The organism is Dactylosporangium darangshiense, from assembly GCF_039537565.1.
GTDB lineage: Bacteria > Actinomycetota > Actinomycetes > Mycobacteriales > Micromonosporaceae > Dactylosporangium > Dactylosporangium darangshiense.
This window is the reverse complement of sequence record NZ_BAABAT010000005.1, coordinates 257,866-272,598: the sequence shown is the minus strand read 5'-3', so window position 1 is coordinate 272,598 and position 14,733 is coordinate 257,866. Positions and strand designations below refer to the sequence as shown.

Below are 14,733 nucleotides of genomic sequence, written 5' to 3'. Positions count from 1 at the left end.
TGACGGGACGTGCGATCGAACTCCCCGTGAATGATTCGAGAAGCGGCACGTCGCCGCGACCCGACGTTCGTCAGGCCGTGACCTTCTCGCCGTCGCCCGACTTGCCCTTCTTGTCGCCGCTGCCACCCTGCTGGGGGGCGACAGAAGGCATGATTCCGGCGAGGCCGGAGAGCATCTGACCGAGCTGCGAGGTGACCGCGTCCTTCTGGCGGGTGAGGTCCTCGACCTCGCGCCGGGCGCGCTGGGTGGTGTCGTCCGCCTCGGCGCGGGCCTCGCTGAGCACGCGGTGTGCCTCGGCGCGGGCCTCGTTGACGGTCTTGTCGGCGAGGTTCTTCGACTTGTCGATCGTCTCGGCGGCGGCGCGCTCGGACTCGACGCGCCGGCTCTCGGCCCGCTGCTCGATCTCCTTGGCCCGGTCCTCGGCCGCGCGGGCGCGCCCCTCGGCCTCGGTGACGAGCTTCTGGGTGGCGGCGACGGCGGAGGCGTGACGCGCGGACTCGTCGCGCTCGGCCTTCTCCTGCCGCTCGGCGATCTCCAGCGCGAGGGACTGCAGGTCCTTGTCGCGCTTGTCGCGGGCGTCGGTGAGCAGCTTGGTCGCCTCGGCGCGCTTCTCCTCCGCCTCGCGGGCGGCCTTGGCGCGCAGCTGGGTGATCTCCCGCTCGGCGGTGGCCCGCAGCGTCGCGACCTCGCGCTCGACGGTCGCCTTGAGCTCGGCGACCTCGTGTGCGGTGGCGGTGCGCAGCTGCTTGGTCTCGCGCTCGGCGTCGGCCCGCAGCGTGTCGGCCTCGCGCCGGGCCTGCACCCGGACCTCGGCGGCCTCCCGCTCGGCGGCGGTGCGCAGGTTGCCCGCCTCGCGCTCGGCGGTCGCCTTCATGGCGGCGGACTCGGCGCGCGCCTTGTCCGTGATCTCGCGGGCCTCCAGCCGGGCCGCGGAGATGATGCCCTCGGACTCGCGCTTCGCCTCGCCCCGGTGGTCGTTGGCCTGCTCCTCGGCCAGGCGCAGGATCTGCTCGACCCGCGTGCCCAGGCCCGACAGCGTCGGCCGGTTGTTCTCTTCCAACTGCTTGTTGGTGTCGCTGAGCTTCTGCTCCATCGTGCCGAGGCGCTGCTCGGCCTGGCGGACGCGACGCTGCGCCTCGGCGAGTCGGCTCTCGGCCTCTTCGCGCGCCTGACTGGCCTGCTGCAGCTGCGCGTTGAGGCGCTGCAGCTTGCTGTCGACCTGCTGGCGGTCGTAACCGCGCAGGACAACGCTCAGCTCTTCGTGATCCGAGCCGTTTTGGAAGAAGTCAACCGAGGACTGCTGCTGGGGCATTGGCACATACTTGCAGACCACCCGGGGGCCTTCGCAAGGGTGGAACGGGTAACTTCCGCCAGGTACGCATGGTCAACTTCGCCGAGCCAGGACACGCCACGTTTTTGTCATGCTTTATGGGCGTGTCTGGTGACCATCCGGGCGGGCGAAATGACCGCGCCGGGGTGGTCACCTCGTCGTGACCACCCCGGCGCGGCGTCCTGGGGGGCTACTGGTCGCGGAACCTGTTGATCGCCTGCTCGTGGCGGGCGCGCAGCTGCGGGTCGCGCACACCGAGGCCCGCCTCGGGCGCCAGGCACAGGACGCCGACCTTGCCCTGGTGCGTGTTGCGGTGCACGTCGTGCGCCGCCTGGCCGGTCTGCTCCAGGGGGTACGACCGGGAAAGCGTCGGATGGATGCGCCCGCGCGCGATCAACCGGTTGGCCTCCCACGCCTCGCGATAGTTCGCGAAGTGACTGCCGACGATGCGTTTGAGGTTCATCCAGAGATACCGGTTGTCGTACTGATGCATGAACCCCGATGTCGAGGCGCACGTGACGATCGTGCCGCCGCGCTTGGCCACGAACACGCTCGCGCCGAACGTCTCGCGGCCCGGGTGCTCGAAGACGATGTCGGGGTCCTCGCCCCCGGTCAGGGAGCGGATCTCGGCGCCGAAGCGGCGCCACTCCGCCGGGTCCTGGGTCTCCTCGTCCTTCCAGAAGCGGTACGACGACCGGTCGATCACCAGCTCCGCACCCATCGCGCGGCACAGGTCGGCCTTCTGCGGGCTGGAGACGACGCAGACCGGCGTCGCGCCCCCGTTGAGCGCGAACTGCACCGCGTAGGAGCCAAGGCCGCCGGAGGCGCCCCAGATGAGCACGATGTCGCCCTGCTTCATCTGCGCACCGTGGTGCGAGACGAGCTGACGGTAGGCGGTGGAGTTGACCAGCCCGGGGCAGGCCGCCTCCTCCCACGTCAGGTGCGCCGGCTTCGGCATGAGCTGGTTGGCCTTGACCAGCGCGAGCTCGGCCAGGCCGCCGTAGTTGGTCTCGAAGCCCCAGATCCGCTGCTGCGGGTCGAGCATCGTGTCGTCGTGCCCGGCGGCGTCCTCGAGCTCGACGCTCAGGCAGTGGGCGACCACCTCGTCGCCGGGCTTCCACTTGCTCACGCCGGGCCCGACCTTGAGCACCACGCCCGCCGCGTCGGAGCCGACCACGTGGTACGGCAGGTCGTGGCGCCTGCTGAGCGAGTTCAACCTGCCGTACCGACGCAGGAAGCCGAACGTCGAGACCGGCTCGAAGATCGAGGTCCAGACCGTGTTGTAGTTGACCGCGCTGCCCATCACGGCGATGAGGGCCTCGCCGGGCCCGACCTCGGGGGTGGGCACCTCCTGCACGTGCAGGGACTTGCGGGGGTCCTTGTCGCGCGTGGCGAGCCCGTCGAACATCTCGGCCTCGTCGGAGCGCACGACAACGCCCCGGTAGCTGGCGGGAACCGGCAGGTCCGCAACGGCGCGGAGCTCGGCCGCGGGGTCGGTGGCCCCTTCCGCCTGCATGATCGCGTCGAGGATGTGCTGCACCGCTACGGCTCCTAACGTCCGGGTGGTTTTCCAGGGCAGCGTCGCCGCGGAGACGGGCTGGCGACCATGGGGATCGGCAACACATCTCGATGCCCCGAGCCGGACGTTACTGAACGGTAGCTAAATCGGGAACGGGCCTGTGAAGAACTGCACTGGCCCTGCTAGTGGCCCATGCTCGAAGCTGCGCGGTTCGGCTCGACAAGCTCCACAAGCACGCCTCCGGCGTCCTTCGGGTGCACGAAGTTCACCTTGGAGCCGGCGGTACCGCGCTTCGGCTCCTCGTACAACAGCCGCACCCCGCGCTCGCGCAACGCCGCGCTCGCGGCATCGATGTCGGTCACCGTGTACGCCAGTTGCTGCATCCCCGGCCCGTTGCGTTCCAGGAACTTGGCGATCGTCGAGGCCGGCGACAGCGGCGCGAGCAGCTGCAGGCAGCCGCCGGCGGGTGTCGGGCCGACCGACAGCATCGCCTCGCGCACGCCCTGCTCCTCGTTGACCTCCTCGTGCACGCAGCGCATGCCGAACACGCGCCCGTAGAACGCGATCGCCTCGTCGAGGTCGGCGACCGCGATGCCGACGTGGTCGATCCGCTCGATGCCGATCGGTGGTGACATTTCCAACTTCGGGGCAGACGACTCCATGGCGATAGTCTGAACTGACGCAGCGTTCAGGTCGCAAAGACGCGATGTGAAAGTTCTCTCGGAGGCCTCTCGATGACTCAGTCCGTGATCGTCAACGGCGCACGCACGCCGATGGGGCGCCTACTCGGCGCGCTCAAGGACTTCCCGGCCACCAAGCTGGGCGAGGTCGCCATCCGGGCGGCGCTTTCGCGCTCGGGCGTCGCGCCCGAGCGGGTGCAGTACGTGATCATGGGCCAGGTCCTGCAGGCCGGCGCCGGGCAGATCCCGGCCCGCCAGGCCGCCATCGGCGCCGGCATCCCGATGGGCGTGCCCGCGCTCACGATCAACAAGGTCTGCCTGTCGGGCCTCGACGCCATCGCGCTGGCCGACCAGCTCATCCGCGCGGGCGAGTTCGACATCATCGTGGCCGGCGGCATGGAGTCGATGACCAACGCGCCGCACCTGCTCATGGGGCAGCGGCAGGGGTACAAGTACGGCGACGTGGTGATCAAGGACCACATGGCCCTCGACGGCCTCACCGACGCCTACGACCAGGTCTCGATGGGCGAGTCGACCGAGCGGCACGTCGCCCGCCTCGGCATCAGCCGCGAGGCACAGGACGCCTTCGGCGCCGCCAGCCACCAGCGCGCCGCCGCCGCGCAGAAGAACGGCCACTTCGCCGAGGAGATCGTCCCGGTGGAGATCCCGCAGCGTAAGGGCGAGCCGCTGGTGGTCGCCGACGACGAGCAGATCCGGCCGGAGACCACGGCGGAGAGCCTGGCCAAGCTGCGCCCGGCGTTCACCAAGGACGGCACGATCACCGCCGCGACCTCCTCGCCGATCTCCGACGGCGCCTGCGCCGTGGTCGTGATGAGCCGGGCGAAGGCGGAGGAGCTGGGGCTGACCTGGCTCGCCGAGATCGGCGCGCACGGCAACGTCGCCGGCCCGGACAACTCGCTGACCAGCCAGCCGGCCAACGCGATCAAGCACGCGCTGGGCAAGGCCGGGCTCGGCGTCGCCGACCTCGACCTGGTCGAGATCAACGAGGCGTTCGCCGCCGTCGGCGTGCAGTCCACCGCCGAGCTCGGCATCGACCCGGCGATCGTCAACGTCAACGGCGGCGCGATCGCGCTGGGTCACCCGATCGGCATGAGCGGCGCCCGGCTGGCCCTCACCCTGGCGCTGGAGCTGCGCCGGCGCGGCGGCGGCCTCGGCGCGGCCGCGCTGTGCGGCGGTGGCGGGCAGGGCGACGCGCTCCTGCTGCGGGTGCCCAAGCAGTGACGATCCGCCGCTCCCGGGACGTGCCCGCGCTCGTCGGTGCCGCCCGCGAGGGCGACGCGCGCGCGGTGGCACGGCTGATCAGCCTGGTGGAGGACGGCGATGAGGCGCTGCCGCGCATTGCGGCGGCCCTGGCGCCGCACACCGGTGAGGCCGCCGTCATCGGCCTCACCGGCTCGCCCGGCGTCGGCAAGTCGACCACCACCAACGAGCTCGTCCGCGCCTTCCGCAAGGCCGGCCGGCGCGTCGGCGTGCTCGCCGTCGACCCGTCCAGCCCGTTCACCGGCGGTGCGATCCTGGGCGACCGGGTGCGGATGCAGGATCACGCGACAGACCCCGGTGTGTACATCCGCTCGATGTCCAGCCGCGGGCACCTCGGCGGGCTGTCGGCGGCCACCCCGCAGGCCGCGCGGGTGCTCGAGGGCGCCGGCTGCGACCCCGTCGTGGTCGAGACCGTCGGCGTCGGGCAGGCCGAGGTCGAGATCGCCGGCCTCGCCGACACGACCGTGGTCCTGCTGGCGCCGGGCATGGGCGACGCGATCCAGGCGGCCAAGGCCGGCGTGCTGGAGATCGCCGACATCTTCGTCGTGAACAAGGCCGACCGCGACGGCGCCGACACGACGTACCGCGACATCCAGGGCATGATCGGCCTCGGCGAGCGCGCGCCGGGGCAGTGGCGGCCGCGCGTCGTGCGCTGCGTCGCCTCCCGCGGCGAGGGCATCGACGAGCTGGTCGAGGCGATCGAGGCCCACCGTGCGTACCTGACCGACTCCGGCGAGTTGACGGCCCGCCGCACCCGGCGCGCGGAGGCCGAGATCGGGGCCATCGCGCTGGGGGCCCTGCGCGCCCGCATGCAAGATCTTCGCAGTGGTACCACCCTGAGCACCCTGGCCGAGGAAGTGGCGGCCGGCCGTAGCGACCCTTACGCGGCGGCCGAGGCCCTCCTAGCTGAACTCCGCTAAGGTCTGCGGGTCAGTTTTCCTAGGACCGCCAAATTCCAGCTAGACCAGCAACAGGGGGCACCCGTGACGGCCTGGACCGTCATGCTGCGCGGCATCAGGTACCGGGCCGGCCGGTCGTTCGTGGTCTTCATCCTCGCCGTGACGGCGACCACGGCGGCCGTGCTCGCACCCGCGTACAGCCGTGCCGCGCAGCAGTCCGTCCTCACCGACGGCCTGTCCGCCGCGTCCACCGACGCGACCGGGCTGACCGTCGGCGCGAAGGGCACGAAAGACAGCGCCGCCTTCATGGACCTCGCCGAGATCCGGCTCACCATGAACGCGGCCCTCGACAAGGACAAGTTCCTCGACGAACGCCTCGACCGCCCGGTCGCGGCCATCGACACGGAGGTCACCTACGCCGGCGCGACCGGCCGCCTCGCCTTCCGCCAGGACGTGTGCTCGCAGCTCGACCTCGACGGCGCCTGCCCGGACAACCCGGGCGAGGTCGCGGTCAGCAGGCGCACCGCGGCCGCGCACGGCCTCAAGGCCGGCGACGCGCTCACCGTGCACCTCGGGCCCGCCGGCGCGGGCCGGGACAAGAGCTTCAAGATCACCGGGTTGTACTCCCCGAAGGACGCCAACGCCGCGTACTGGGGCCGCACCGCGTACTTCAGCGCCGGCTCCGACGGCGAAGGTGAGCGGGCCGACTCGCTGTTCAGCCTGACCGAGGACGACCTGCGCGCGGAGCCGGCGGCGACGCTGTCGACGCGGCTGGAGTACCCGCTGCGCACGGAGCGCATCCGCCTGGACGACGTCGCCGCGCTGCGCGAGAGCCTGCAGACCCTCGGCGACCGGATGCGCGGGCACGAGCTCGACGTCGCCACCACCCTGCCGGCGGTCCTGCACGACATCGACACCGACCAGAGCGCGATTGCGCGGACGGCGCCCGTCATTGCGGTACCACTGCTGCTGTTGTGTTGGTTTGTCCTTTTCCTGCTCGTGGCGTCCCTCACCGATGAGCGCGCGCCGGAGATCGCGCTGGCCAAGCTGCGCGGGTATCCGTCCGGCCGCGCGGCCCGCTTCGGCCTGGGCGAGGTGGTCCTGCTCACCGCCGCGGCCGTGCCGATCGGCGTCGCCGCCGGGCTGGGGCTGGTGCAGCTCGCCGCGTCCGCGCTGCTCGCGCCGGGCGTGAACGCGGAGGTGCGCTGGCCGGTGTTCGCCGCGGCCGGCGTCGCGTTCGCCGCCGGGATCGTCGCCGCCTTGCTCGCCGCCCGCCAGACCTTGTCGCGCCCGGTGCTCGGCCTGCTGCGCCGCGTGCCCGAGCGCGGCGGCTGGAAGGCCGGCGTCGTGGAGGGCGTCGTCGTGGCGCTCGCCGCGGCCAGCCTGGTCGCCGCCGTGAGCGACCGCACCTCCCCGCTGGCCCTGCTCGCGCCGCCGCTGCTGGCGATGGTGCTGGGCATCGCCGCGGCCCGGCTGCTCGGCCTGTGGTCCACGGCCCGGCTGCGCATCGCGCGACGCCGCGGCCGCATCGTGCCGCTCCTGTCCGCCGCGCAACTGTCGCGGCGCCCGGGCGGCCAGCGCCTCGTCGTGGTCGTCACCGTGGCCGTCGCGCTGCTGTCCTTCGCCGCGACGGCGTGGGACGTCGCCGCGCGGGCGCGGGCCGACGCCGCGGAGGACGCGGTGGGCGCCCAGCGGGTGTACACCGTCAACGCCGCCCACCCGGACGCGCTCGAGGCCGCCGTGGCCAAGGCCGACCCGGGCGGGCACACGATGGCCGTGGTCCGCGCGAGCCAGCGCTTCGACAACGCCCCCGTGGAGCTGCTCGGCGTCCAGGCCGACCGGCTGCCCGCCGTGGCCGCCTGGCGCGGCCACTCCCGCGAGCAGCTCGACGCGGTCGCCAGCCGGCTGCACCCGAGCGCGGCGGACCCGCTGCGCCTCGGCAAGGACCTCAGCGCCGAGGTGACCGTCGACGCGCTGCCGGCCAAGCCGGCGCTGCGCCTGGCCGCGATCGTGGCCAACCCGGGCCAGCCGCCGCGCACCGTCACGCTCGGCGCGCTGGTCAAGGGCACGCGCAGCTACCACGCGCCGCTCACCGGCTGCACCGCCGAGTGCCGGCTCATCGGCCTCGCCGTCGGCCGGGCCGCGGGCGGCAGCGACCCCTACGCGATCACCGTCGCCGTGCGCGGCCTGTCCACCGACGGCGGCCCGCTGAGCCCCGGCTTCGACCTCGCCGGGCGCTGGCAGGCCCGCCACGCGGCGAGCGGCGGCGCCAACGTCACCGTCCACGCGGGCACGGCCCTGGGCATCGACGTGTCCGGCGCCGACCCGGCCGACGCGGTCGTCGAGCACGTCGACACGCCCGACGCCCTGCCGGCGGTGCTCGCCGGCGGCGCGCCGACCGACGACGCGAGCGCCGCGACGTTCAGCCTGCCGGGCTTCTCGGAGCAGCCGCAGCCGTTCCTGGTCGCCGGCCGCACCGACAGCCTGCCCCGGGCCGGCCGGCGCGCGGTCATGTTCGACCTGGACTACGCCACCCGCATGGCCGAGCGCACCGCGAGCCTCGCCGACAACGGCAACCTGCGCTACGAGGTCTGGGCCGGCGCGGGCGCGCCGGCGGACCTCGGGACGCGCCTGGGCACCCTGGGCATCCAGGTGCTCAAGACGGAGTCCATCCAGGGGTACACCGACCAGCTCGCCCGCCGCGCCCCCGCGCTTGGGCTGTGGCTGTACCTGCTGGCGGGCGCCGCGGCGATCCTGCTGGCGCTCGGCGTGGTCCTGCTGACCGCCTACGTCGGCGTCCGGGCCCGCCTCTACGAGCTCGCCGCGCTGCGGGTCGCCGGCGTGCGGGCCGGGCTGCTGCGCCGTGCGCTGCTGCGCGAGTACCGCGCCCTGCTCGGCCTGCCGTTGGTGGTGGGCCTCGCGGCCGGCATCGTCGGCGCCCTGGTGATGTTGCCGGGCGTGCCGCTGGTGACCGTCGGCGAACCGGCCGGCTCGTTCTCCTACGAGCCGTCGCTGGGCGCGCTGCCGGTCGCCCTGGCCCTGACCGTGCTCGGCCTGCTGGTCACGGTGCTGCTGGTCCTGCGCCTGCTGGGCCGGGCGACCCCCATGCGGCTGAAGGACGGTGCCCAGTGAGCGGTCCGGAGCGGAGCGGAGGGGCCGCTCACCAGAAGCACAGGTTCAGCTCATGTCGGTGCCGGAGCGAAGCGGAGGTGTCGGCATGAGCGGTGGATTGGCGGTCATGTGCCGCGGCCTGGTGTACATCTACCGGCTCGAGGGATACGACGTCGTCGCGCTGTCCGGGGTCGACCTGGACATCTCGGCCGGCGAGTCGGTCGCCCTGCTCGGCCCGTCCGGCTCGGGCAAGTCGACGCTGTTGTCGCTGCTGGCCGGCCTCCTGCCCCCCTCCGCCGGCCGGCTCACGGTCGGCGAGCACGACCTGGTGCGCGCCACCCCCGGCGAGCTGCAGGCGCTCCGGGCGTCGGATGTGGGTGTGGTACTGCAGGGAGCCTCGCGAAACCTCCTGCCGTACCTGACGGCGGAGCAGAACGTGCGCTTCGCGCAGCGCGGAGTGACCGCCGACCGCCGCCGCGACCTGCCCGACCCGCGCGAGGTGCTCGCGATGGTCGGCCTGTCGGGCCGGGGACGCAACCGCCAGCGCCCGCAGCGACTCTCTCCTGGTGAGCGCCAGCGGTTGGCGCTCGCCGTAGGGCTGGCCGGGCGGCCGGGCCTGCTGCTCGCGGACGAACCGACCAGCCAGCTCGACACCCGGGCGCGCGACGAGGTACTGATGGCCCTCGACGCCGTCCGCCGGGCGGGCACGACCGTGGTGGTCGTGACCCACGACCCGGACGTCGGCCTGCGCATGGGCCGGACCGTCACCATCCGCGACGGCCGGGTCGGCGCCGAGGGCCGGCGCGGAGAGGACTACGCGGTGATCGGTCGCGACGGTACGGTGCACCTGCCGCAGGACGTACTGCGCATGCTGCCGCCGGGAACCCTCGTGGGCGTCGAGCCCCAGCCCGACGGCACTGTGTTGCTCGTCCCAGCCAGAGCCAACGTGGAGGTTGTGCAGTGAAGACGCTGACGGTCGACGGGGTGACGGTCGCGTACGAGCGGGATCGCCCCGTTCTGCGCGACGTCTCGGTCGTGGTGTCGCCCGGCCAGATCCTGGCCGTGACCGGCCCCTCGGGCGCGGGCAAGACGACGCTGCTCTGGGCGATGGCCGGCCTGCTGCGCCCCGCCGCGGGCGTCGTGTCGGTCGACGCCATGCCGCTGCGCGACCGCGACCACGCCGTCGCCGAGCGCGTCGTGCTCATCCCGCAGGACAACGGCCTCGCCGCGATCCTCACCGCCCAGGAGAACATCCAGGTCGCGATGATCGCCGGCGGCGCCGCACCCGCGGACGCGCGCCGCGCCACCGTCTCCTCCCTGGAGCGCCTCGGCCTCGCGGGCCAGGCCGACCAGCTGGTGGAGGAGCTCTCCGGCGGCCAGCAGCAGCGCACGGCGATCGCGCGCGGCCTTGCCCTGCACGGCGCCGTGCTCCTGGCCGACGAGGTCACGAGCGAGCTCGACGCCACGAACCGCCAGCGGGTCATGGAGCTGCTGCAGGACGAGGCCCGCCGGGGCGCCGCGGTGGTGTTCGCCACCCACGACCCGGAGGCCGCCGCCGCCTGCGACCGCGAGCTCCACCTCTCCGACGGTGCCGCACAGCTCGTCCGCGGCTGACCCCACTCCGACGCGCGCCGCGGCCCGGGTTTCACCCCCGGCCGCGGCGCTCCGGTATCCCCGCCACGTCGGCACGGGGCAGGCGTTGCGGGGGGGCGTTTGTACGAAATGTCCAGGCACTTCGTGCCGGACATTTCGGACTTATACCCTGACAGCGTATAAATCCGATTCTCGCCGCTCGCTGCGCACCCGCGGAGTGCGGGCGAGCCGGCGCGGTGCGCTCCGGGCAGTCGGCAGCACTTTCTCTCCACGATCGTGCGTTTTCGACCCTCTCGCGGGCCGGTTTTCATGATCGTGGAGAGAAAACGCCGGTCGTGTGCCGATCTCGATTGAGCTGCTCGGCAATATGTCCCTGCCTGATTTGCTTCATCAGACATTTCGCCTGTCAGGGTATAAATCCGATAAGTCGTGGCGCGCCAGCGCCCGACTTATCGAAAAAGCCCGCAAAGGGGCGGAGTGCGCCGGTGAGGTGAGGCGTATCGTGACGGCGGTCGATACGTGTGCGTACGGGGAGGAATCAACATGAAGCTGCGCAGGTACCTGCTGCTCGTCGGCGCCGGGCTTGCCGTCGCGCTCGGCAGCGTCGTCGGGATACCCGCGGCGAGCGCGGCCGCCGGGCCCACGACGCTGCCGGCGAGCCAGTACACGCTCGCTGCGGACTACCACCGGTACGACGCGCTCAACAGTGCGCTCGTGGCCAAGCTCGGCACCGCCGCCGTCCACACCGTCATGGACAACGCCAACCACGACCGGACGGGCATCACCGACTCGCTCGGCGTCGCGGGGTACCAGACCGGCTTCCGCTTCGACGACGGGGACAACGGCGACTGCGCGAACTACCCGCAGGGCATCACCACCAGCCGCGACGCGATCGGGACCGCCAACAGCGGCAACTACGACGGGCACCAGCTGGTGCTCGTGAGCTGGTACACCAAGGACGGCTGCGACGGCGCCTCCGCGCGCAGCCGGATCACGCTGGTCGACTGGGACGCGACGTACCCGAACAAGTACCGCAAGATCCTGCTCGTCGAGGCGACGGGCACGGCCGCGGCGCCGAACTTCCAGGACGTGAAGATCCACGCGGGCGGGGTGTCGTGGTACGGCGACTACCTGTACGTCGCCGACACCGGGCACGGCATGCGGGTGTTCGACATGCGCAAGATCCTCAAGACGGACACCGGCGGGACCGCGGGGCAGATCGGGCGGCAGAGCGACGGCACGACGTACTACGCGCACAACTACGCGTACGTGCTGCCCCAGGTCGGCACGATCACGGCCGCCACGACGTCCGGCACGCCGCTGGCCTGGTCGACGATTTCGCTGGACCGCGTCAGCAAGTCGATCGTGATGACGGAGTACACCTGCTCCTCCGGATGCACCGACTACCCCAACCGCGCGCCGCGGGCCGTGCGCTTCCCCTTCGCGTCGGGCGCCACCACGTTCGCGGCCTCGACGACGGCCTCGCAGGCGCTGCAGCTGCCCTGGTACAAGCTCAACGGCGTCGCCTCGCACAACGGGCGCTGGTGGTTCAACTCGTCCGGATCGAAGCAGCTGTACTACTGGACGCCCGCCGACGGCGCGCACACGTACGCCTGGGTCGGCGGCGGCGAGAGCATCAGCTACTGGGAGGACGACGCGAATCCGGACCTGTTGTGGTCACTGCAGGAGACCGTCGGGCACCGCAATGTGTTCGCCGTGACGCAGGCGACGTACGGCGCCTGAACGGAGGGTCCCCACCGTGGCGTGGCGCGAGTACGCTGCGGGCGTTTTGAGACCCGAAAAACGACAGTAAGACCAGGGTTGACGACTAGGGGAGAACGACGATGAGCGAAGCTGACGACCCCGACCTGACCGGCGACGCCCTCGCCACCGTGGAGCCCGCCTCGGCGCAGGCGGTCGTGCCCGCGCAGCCGGGCGCGCCGGCGGAGGAGCACTCGCGCCTGGACGAGGCGGCCGAGCGCGTGAGCACGTTCGCGGCCGGCGCGGCGGACAAGGTCGGCGAGTTCGCGTCCAACACGGCGGCGGCGTCGGGGCGCATCGCCTCGCAGGTGGTGGACCGGCTGCGCAACAACGCGGAGCTGGCCGCCGAGCGCGGCACGACCACGATCGCCGACGAGGTGGTCGAGAAGGTCGCCGGCATCGCGGCGCGCGAGGTGCCCGGCGTGTACGACCTCGGCGGCGACGTGGCCCGGGTGTTCGCGGCGGTGCGCGACCGGATCGGGCTGGGCGAGGGCGAGGGCGAGTCCGCCAACCGGGGCGTCTCCGTGCGCCTGGAGGGCCGGACCGCGACCGTTCGCGTGACCCTGGTGATCGAGTACGGCTTCGTCGTGTACTCGGTGGCCGAGAAGGTGCGCACCAAGGTCATCAGCTCGGTGGAGAACCTGCTGGGCCTCGAGGTGACCGCGGTGGACATCGTGGTCGACGACGTGCACGTGGAGGACAAGGACCAGGAGCGCACGGGCAACGACGAGGCCCGCGCCGCCGACTACGCGTAGGCACGCATCGCGAGCCCGCGCTCCGATCGGGGGCGCGGGCTTAGCGATCGTTCAGGTGACGGCTAGCATCGAGGGGACGGACAACCGCCGCACCCGAGGAGCGCCGACACCCATGGACGCCCACGACATCGCCGAGGGGCGCGCGCGCTGGCAGCGCCGCTACGACGACGCCCGCAAGCGCGACGCCGACTTCACCACGCTCTCCGGGACTCCGGTCGAGCCCGTGTACGGCCCGCCCGAGGGCGCCGACGTGCCCGGGTTCGAGCGGATCGGCTGGCCGGGCGAATACCCGTACACCCGAGGGTTGCACCCCACGGGGTACCGCGGGCGCACCTGGACCATCCGCCAGTTCTCCGGGTTCGGCAACGCGCGGCAGACCAACGAGCGGTACAAGATGCTGCTCGGCGCGGGCGGCGGCGGCCTGTCGGTCGCCTTCGACATGCCAACGCTCATGGGCCGCGACTCCGACGACCCCCAGTCGCTGGGCGAGGTCGGGCACTGCGGCGTCGCGATCGACTCCGCCGCCGACATGGACGTGCTCTTCGACGGCATCCCGCTGGTCGACGTCACCACCAGCATGACGATCTCCGGGCCGGCCGTTCCGGTCTTCTGCATGTACCTCGTGGCCGCCGAGCGCCAGGGCGCCGACCTCGGCAAGCTCGACGGCACCCTGCAGACCGACATCTTCAAGGAGTACATCGCGCAGAAGGAGTGGCTCTTCCCGCCCGAGCCGCACCTGCGCCTCATCGGTGACCTCATGGAGTACACCGGCCGGCACATCCCGCGGTACAAGCCGCTGTCCGTCTCGGGCTACCACATCCGCGAGGCCGGCTCCACCGCCGCGCAGGAGCTCGCGTTCACGCTCGCCGACGGGTTCGGCTACGTGGAGCTGGGCCAGTCCCGGGGCCTGGACGTCAACGCGTTCGCGCCGGGCCTGAGCTTCTTCTTCGACGCGCACGTCGACTTCTTCGAGGAGATCGCCAAGTTCCGCGCGGCGCGGCGCATCTGGGCCCGCTGGCTGCGCGACGTCTACGGCGCGACCAGCGAGAAGGCGCTCTGGCTGCGCTTCCACACGCAGACGGCGGGCGTGTCGCTGACCGCCCAGCAGCCGTACAACAACGTGGTCCGCACCGCCGTCGAGGCCCTCGCCGCCGTGCTCGGCGGCACCAACTCGCTGCACACCAACGCGCTGGACGAGACCCTCGCCCTGCCGAGCAACGAGGCCGCCGAGATCGCGCTGCGCACCCAGCAGGTGCTCATGGAGGAGACCGGTGTGACGAACGTCGCCGACCCGCTCGGCGGCTCGTGGTTCGTCGAGGCGCTCACCGACCGCATCGAGGCCGAGGCCGAGGCGATCTTCGCCCGGATTCGCGACATGGGCGGCGACGGGACCATCACCGCCGGCATCCTGCGCGGCATCGAGGACGGCTGGTTCACCTCCGAGATCGCCGACAGCGCGTTCGTGTACCAGCAGGCGCTGGAGAAGGGCGACAAGCGCGTCGTCGGGGTCAACGCGCACACCGGCTCGATCACCCGCGACCTGGACATCCTGCGCGTGTCGCACGAGGTGGAGACCGAGCAGAACAAGCTGCTGGCCGCCCGTCGCGCCGGCCGGGACAACGTCGCGGTCAAGGAGCGGCTCGAGCGCATGGTCGCGGCGGCCAAGAGCGGCGAGAACATGATCCCGTCGATGCTCGACGCGGCCCGGGCCGAGGCGACGCTGGGCGAGATCTGCGGCGTCCTGAAGGACGAGTGGGGCATCTACCGCGAACCCGCGCGTTTCTGAGCAAGAACGGCGTTATCC

At 72.2% G+C, this 14,733-nt stretch carries 11 protein-coding genes; 8 read left to right on the top strand and 3 right to left on the bottom strand.

All coding sequences use genetic code 11. The features are described 5' to 3' along the window. Positions 1 to 70: 70 nt before the first annotated feature. From ABD901_RS13535 to mce, 3 genes are all read right to left on the bottom strand, one after another. Positions 71 to 1,312 carry a coiled-coil domain-containing protein gene (locus ABD901_RS13535; RefSeq protein WP_345125163.1) on the bottom strand — a complete coding sequence of 414 codons (1,242 nt, stop codon included), beginning with the start codon at positions 1,310 to 1,312 and terminating at the stop codon, positions 71 to 73. 208 nt (positions 1,313 to 1,520) lie between these two features. Continuing rightward, a complete protein-coding gene (gene ccrA / locus ABD901_RS13530) occupies positions 1,521 to 2,870 on the bottom strand; it encodes a crotonyl-CoA carboxylase/reductase (protein ID WP_345125161.1) in 1,350 nt (449 codons plus the stop codon). A 161-nt stretch (positions 2,871 to 3,031) separates the two neighbouring features. Then, complete coding sequence (mce, locus tag ABD901_RS13525) at positions 3,032 to 3,484, bottom strand: methylmalonyl-CoA epimerase (RefSeq protein ID WP_345125159.1); 453 nt, start codon at positions 3,482 to 3,484, stop codon at positions 3,032 to 3,034. 99 nt (positions 3,485 to 3,583) lie between these two features. Here mce and ABD901_RS13520 point away from each other — a divergent pair, with 99 nt between their 5' ends. From ABD901_RS13520 to icmA, 8 genes are all read left to right on the top strand, one after another. Next, positions 3,584 to 4,771, top strand: a complete 1,188-nt coding sequence (locus tag ABD901_RS13520) for an acetyl-CoA C-acetyltransferase (RefSeq protein ID WP_345125151.1) — start codon at positions 3,584 to 3,586, stop codon at positions 4,769 to 4,771. A 2-nt stretch (positions 4,772 to 4,773) separates the two neighbouring features. Beyond that, the gene (meaB, locus tag ABD901_RS13515; RefSeq protein ID WP_345125586.1) at positions 4,774 to 5,730 is read left to right on the top strand and encodes a methylmalonyl Co-A mutase-associated GTPase MeaB; all 957 of its coding nucleotides are present in this window, start codon (positions 4,774 to 4,776) and stop codon (positions 5,728 to 5,730) included. A 63-nt stretch (positions 5,731 to 5,793) separates the two neighbouring features. Continuing rightward, entirely contained in the window at positions 5,794 to 8,841 is a 3,048-nt protein-coding gene (locus tag ABD901_RS13510; RefSeq protein WP_345125146.1) for an FtsX-like permease family protein, read from the top strand. A gap of 85 nt (positions 8,842 to 8,926) precedes the next feature. Beyond that, entirely contained in the window at positions 8,927 to 9,784 is an 858-nt protein-coding gene (locus tag ABD901_RS13505; RefSeq protein ID WP_345125141.1) for an ABC transporter ATP-binding protein, read from the top strand. Continuing rightward, a complete protein-coding gene (locus ABD901_RS13500) occupies positions 9,781 to 10,434 on the top strand; it encodes an ATP-binding cassette domain-containing protein (RefSeq protein WP_345125136.1) in 654 nt (217 codons plus the stop codon). Before ABD901_RS13505 ends, ABD901_RS13500 begins: the two co-directional genes overlap by 4 nt. A 522-nt stretch (positions 10,435 to 10,956) precedes the next feature. Further along, entirely contained in the window at positions 10,957 to 12,156 is a 1,200-nt protein-coding gene (locus ABD901_RS13495) for a hypothetical protein (RefSeq protein WP_345125132.1), read from the top strand. A 101-nt stretch (positions 12,157 to 12,257) separates the two neighbouring features. After that, a complete protein-coding gene (locus ABD901_RS13490; protein WP_345125129.1) occupies positions 12,258 to 12,929 on the top strand; it encodes an Asp23/Gls24 family envelope stress response protein in 672 nt (223 codons plus the stop codon). 112 nt (positions 12,930 to 13,041) lie between these two features. Further along, the gene (icmA, locus tag ABD901_RS13485) at positions 13,042 to 14,715 is read left to right on the top strand and encodes a coenzyme B12-dependent isobutyryl-CoA mutase large subunit (protein WP_345125127.1); all 1,674 of its coding nucleotides are present in this window, start codon (positions 13,042 to 13,044) and stop codon (positions 14,713 to 14,715) included. Positions 14,716 to 14,733 lie beyond the last annotated feature (18 nt).

Coding starts and splice junctions, on each gene's coding strand:
- ABD901_RS13535 (WP_345125163.1), bottom strand. CDS start 1,312: ATGCCCCAGCAGCAGTCCTCGGTTGACTTCTTCCAAAACGGCTCGGAT.
- mce (WP_345125159.1), bottom strand. CDS start 3,484: ATGTCACCACCGATCGGCATCGAGCGGATCGACCACGTCGGCATCGCG.
- ABD901_RS13520 (WP_345125151.1), top strand. CDS start 3,584: ATGACTCAGTCCGTGATCGTCAACGGCGCACGCACGCCGATGGGGCGC.
- ABD901_RS13505 (WP_345125141.1), top strand. CDS start 8,927: ATGAGCGGTGGATTGGCGGTCATGTGCCGCGGCCTGGTGTACATCTAC.
- ABD901_RS13495 (WP_345125132.1), top strand. CDS start 10,957: ATGAAGCTGCGCAGGTACCTGCTGCTCGTCGGCGCCGGGCTTGCCGTC.
- ABD901_RS13490 (WP_345125129.1), top strand. CDS start 12,258: ATGAGCGAAGCTGACGACCCCGACCTGACCGGCGACGCCCTCGCCACC.
- icmA (WP_345125127.1), top strand. CDS start 13,042: ATGGACGCCCACGACATCGCCGAGGGGCGCGCGCGCTGGCAGCGCCGC.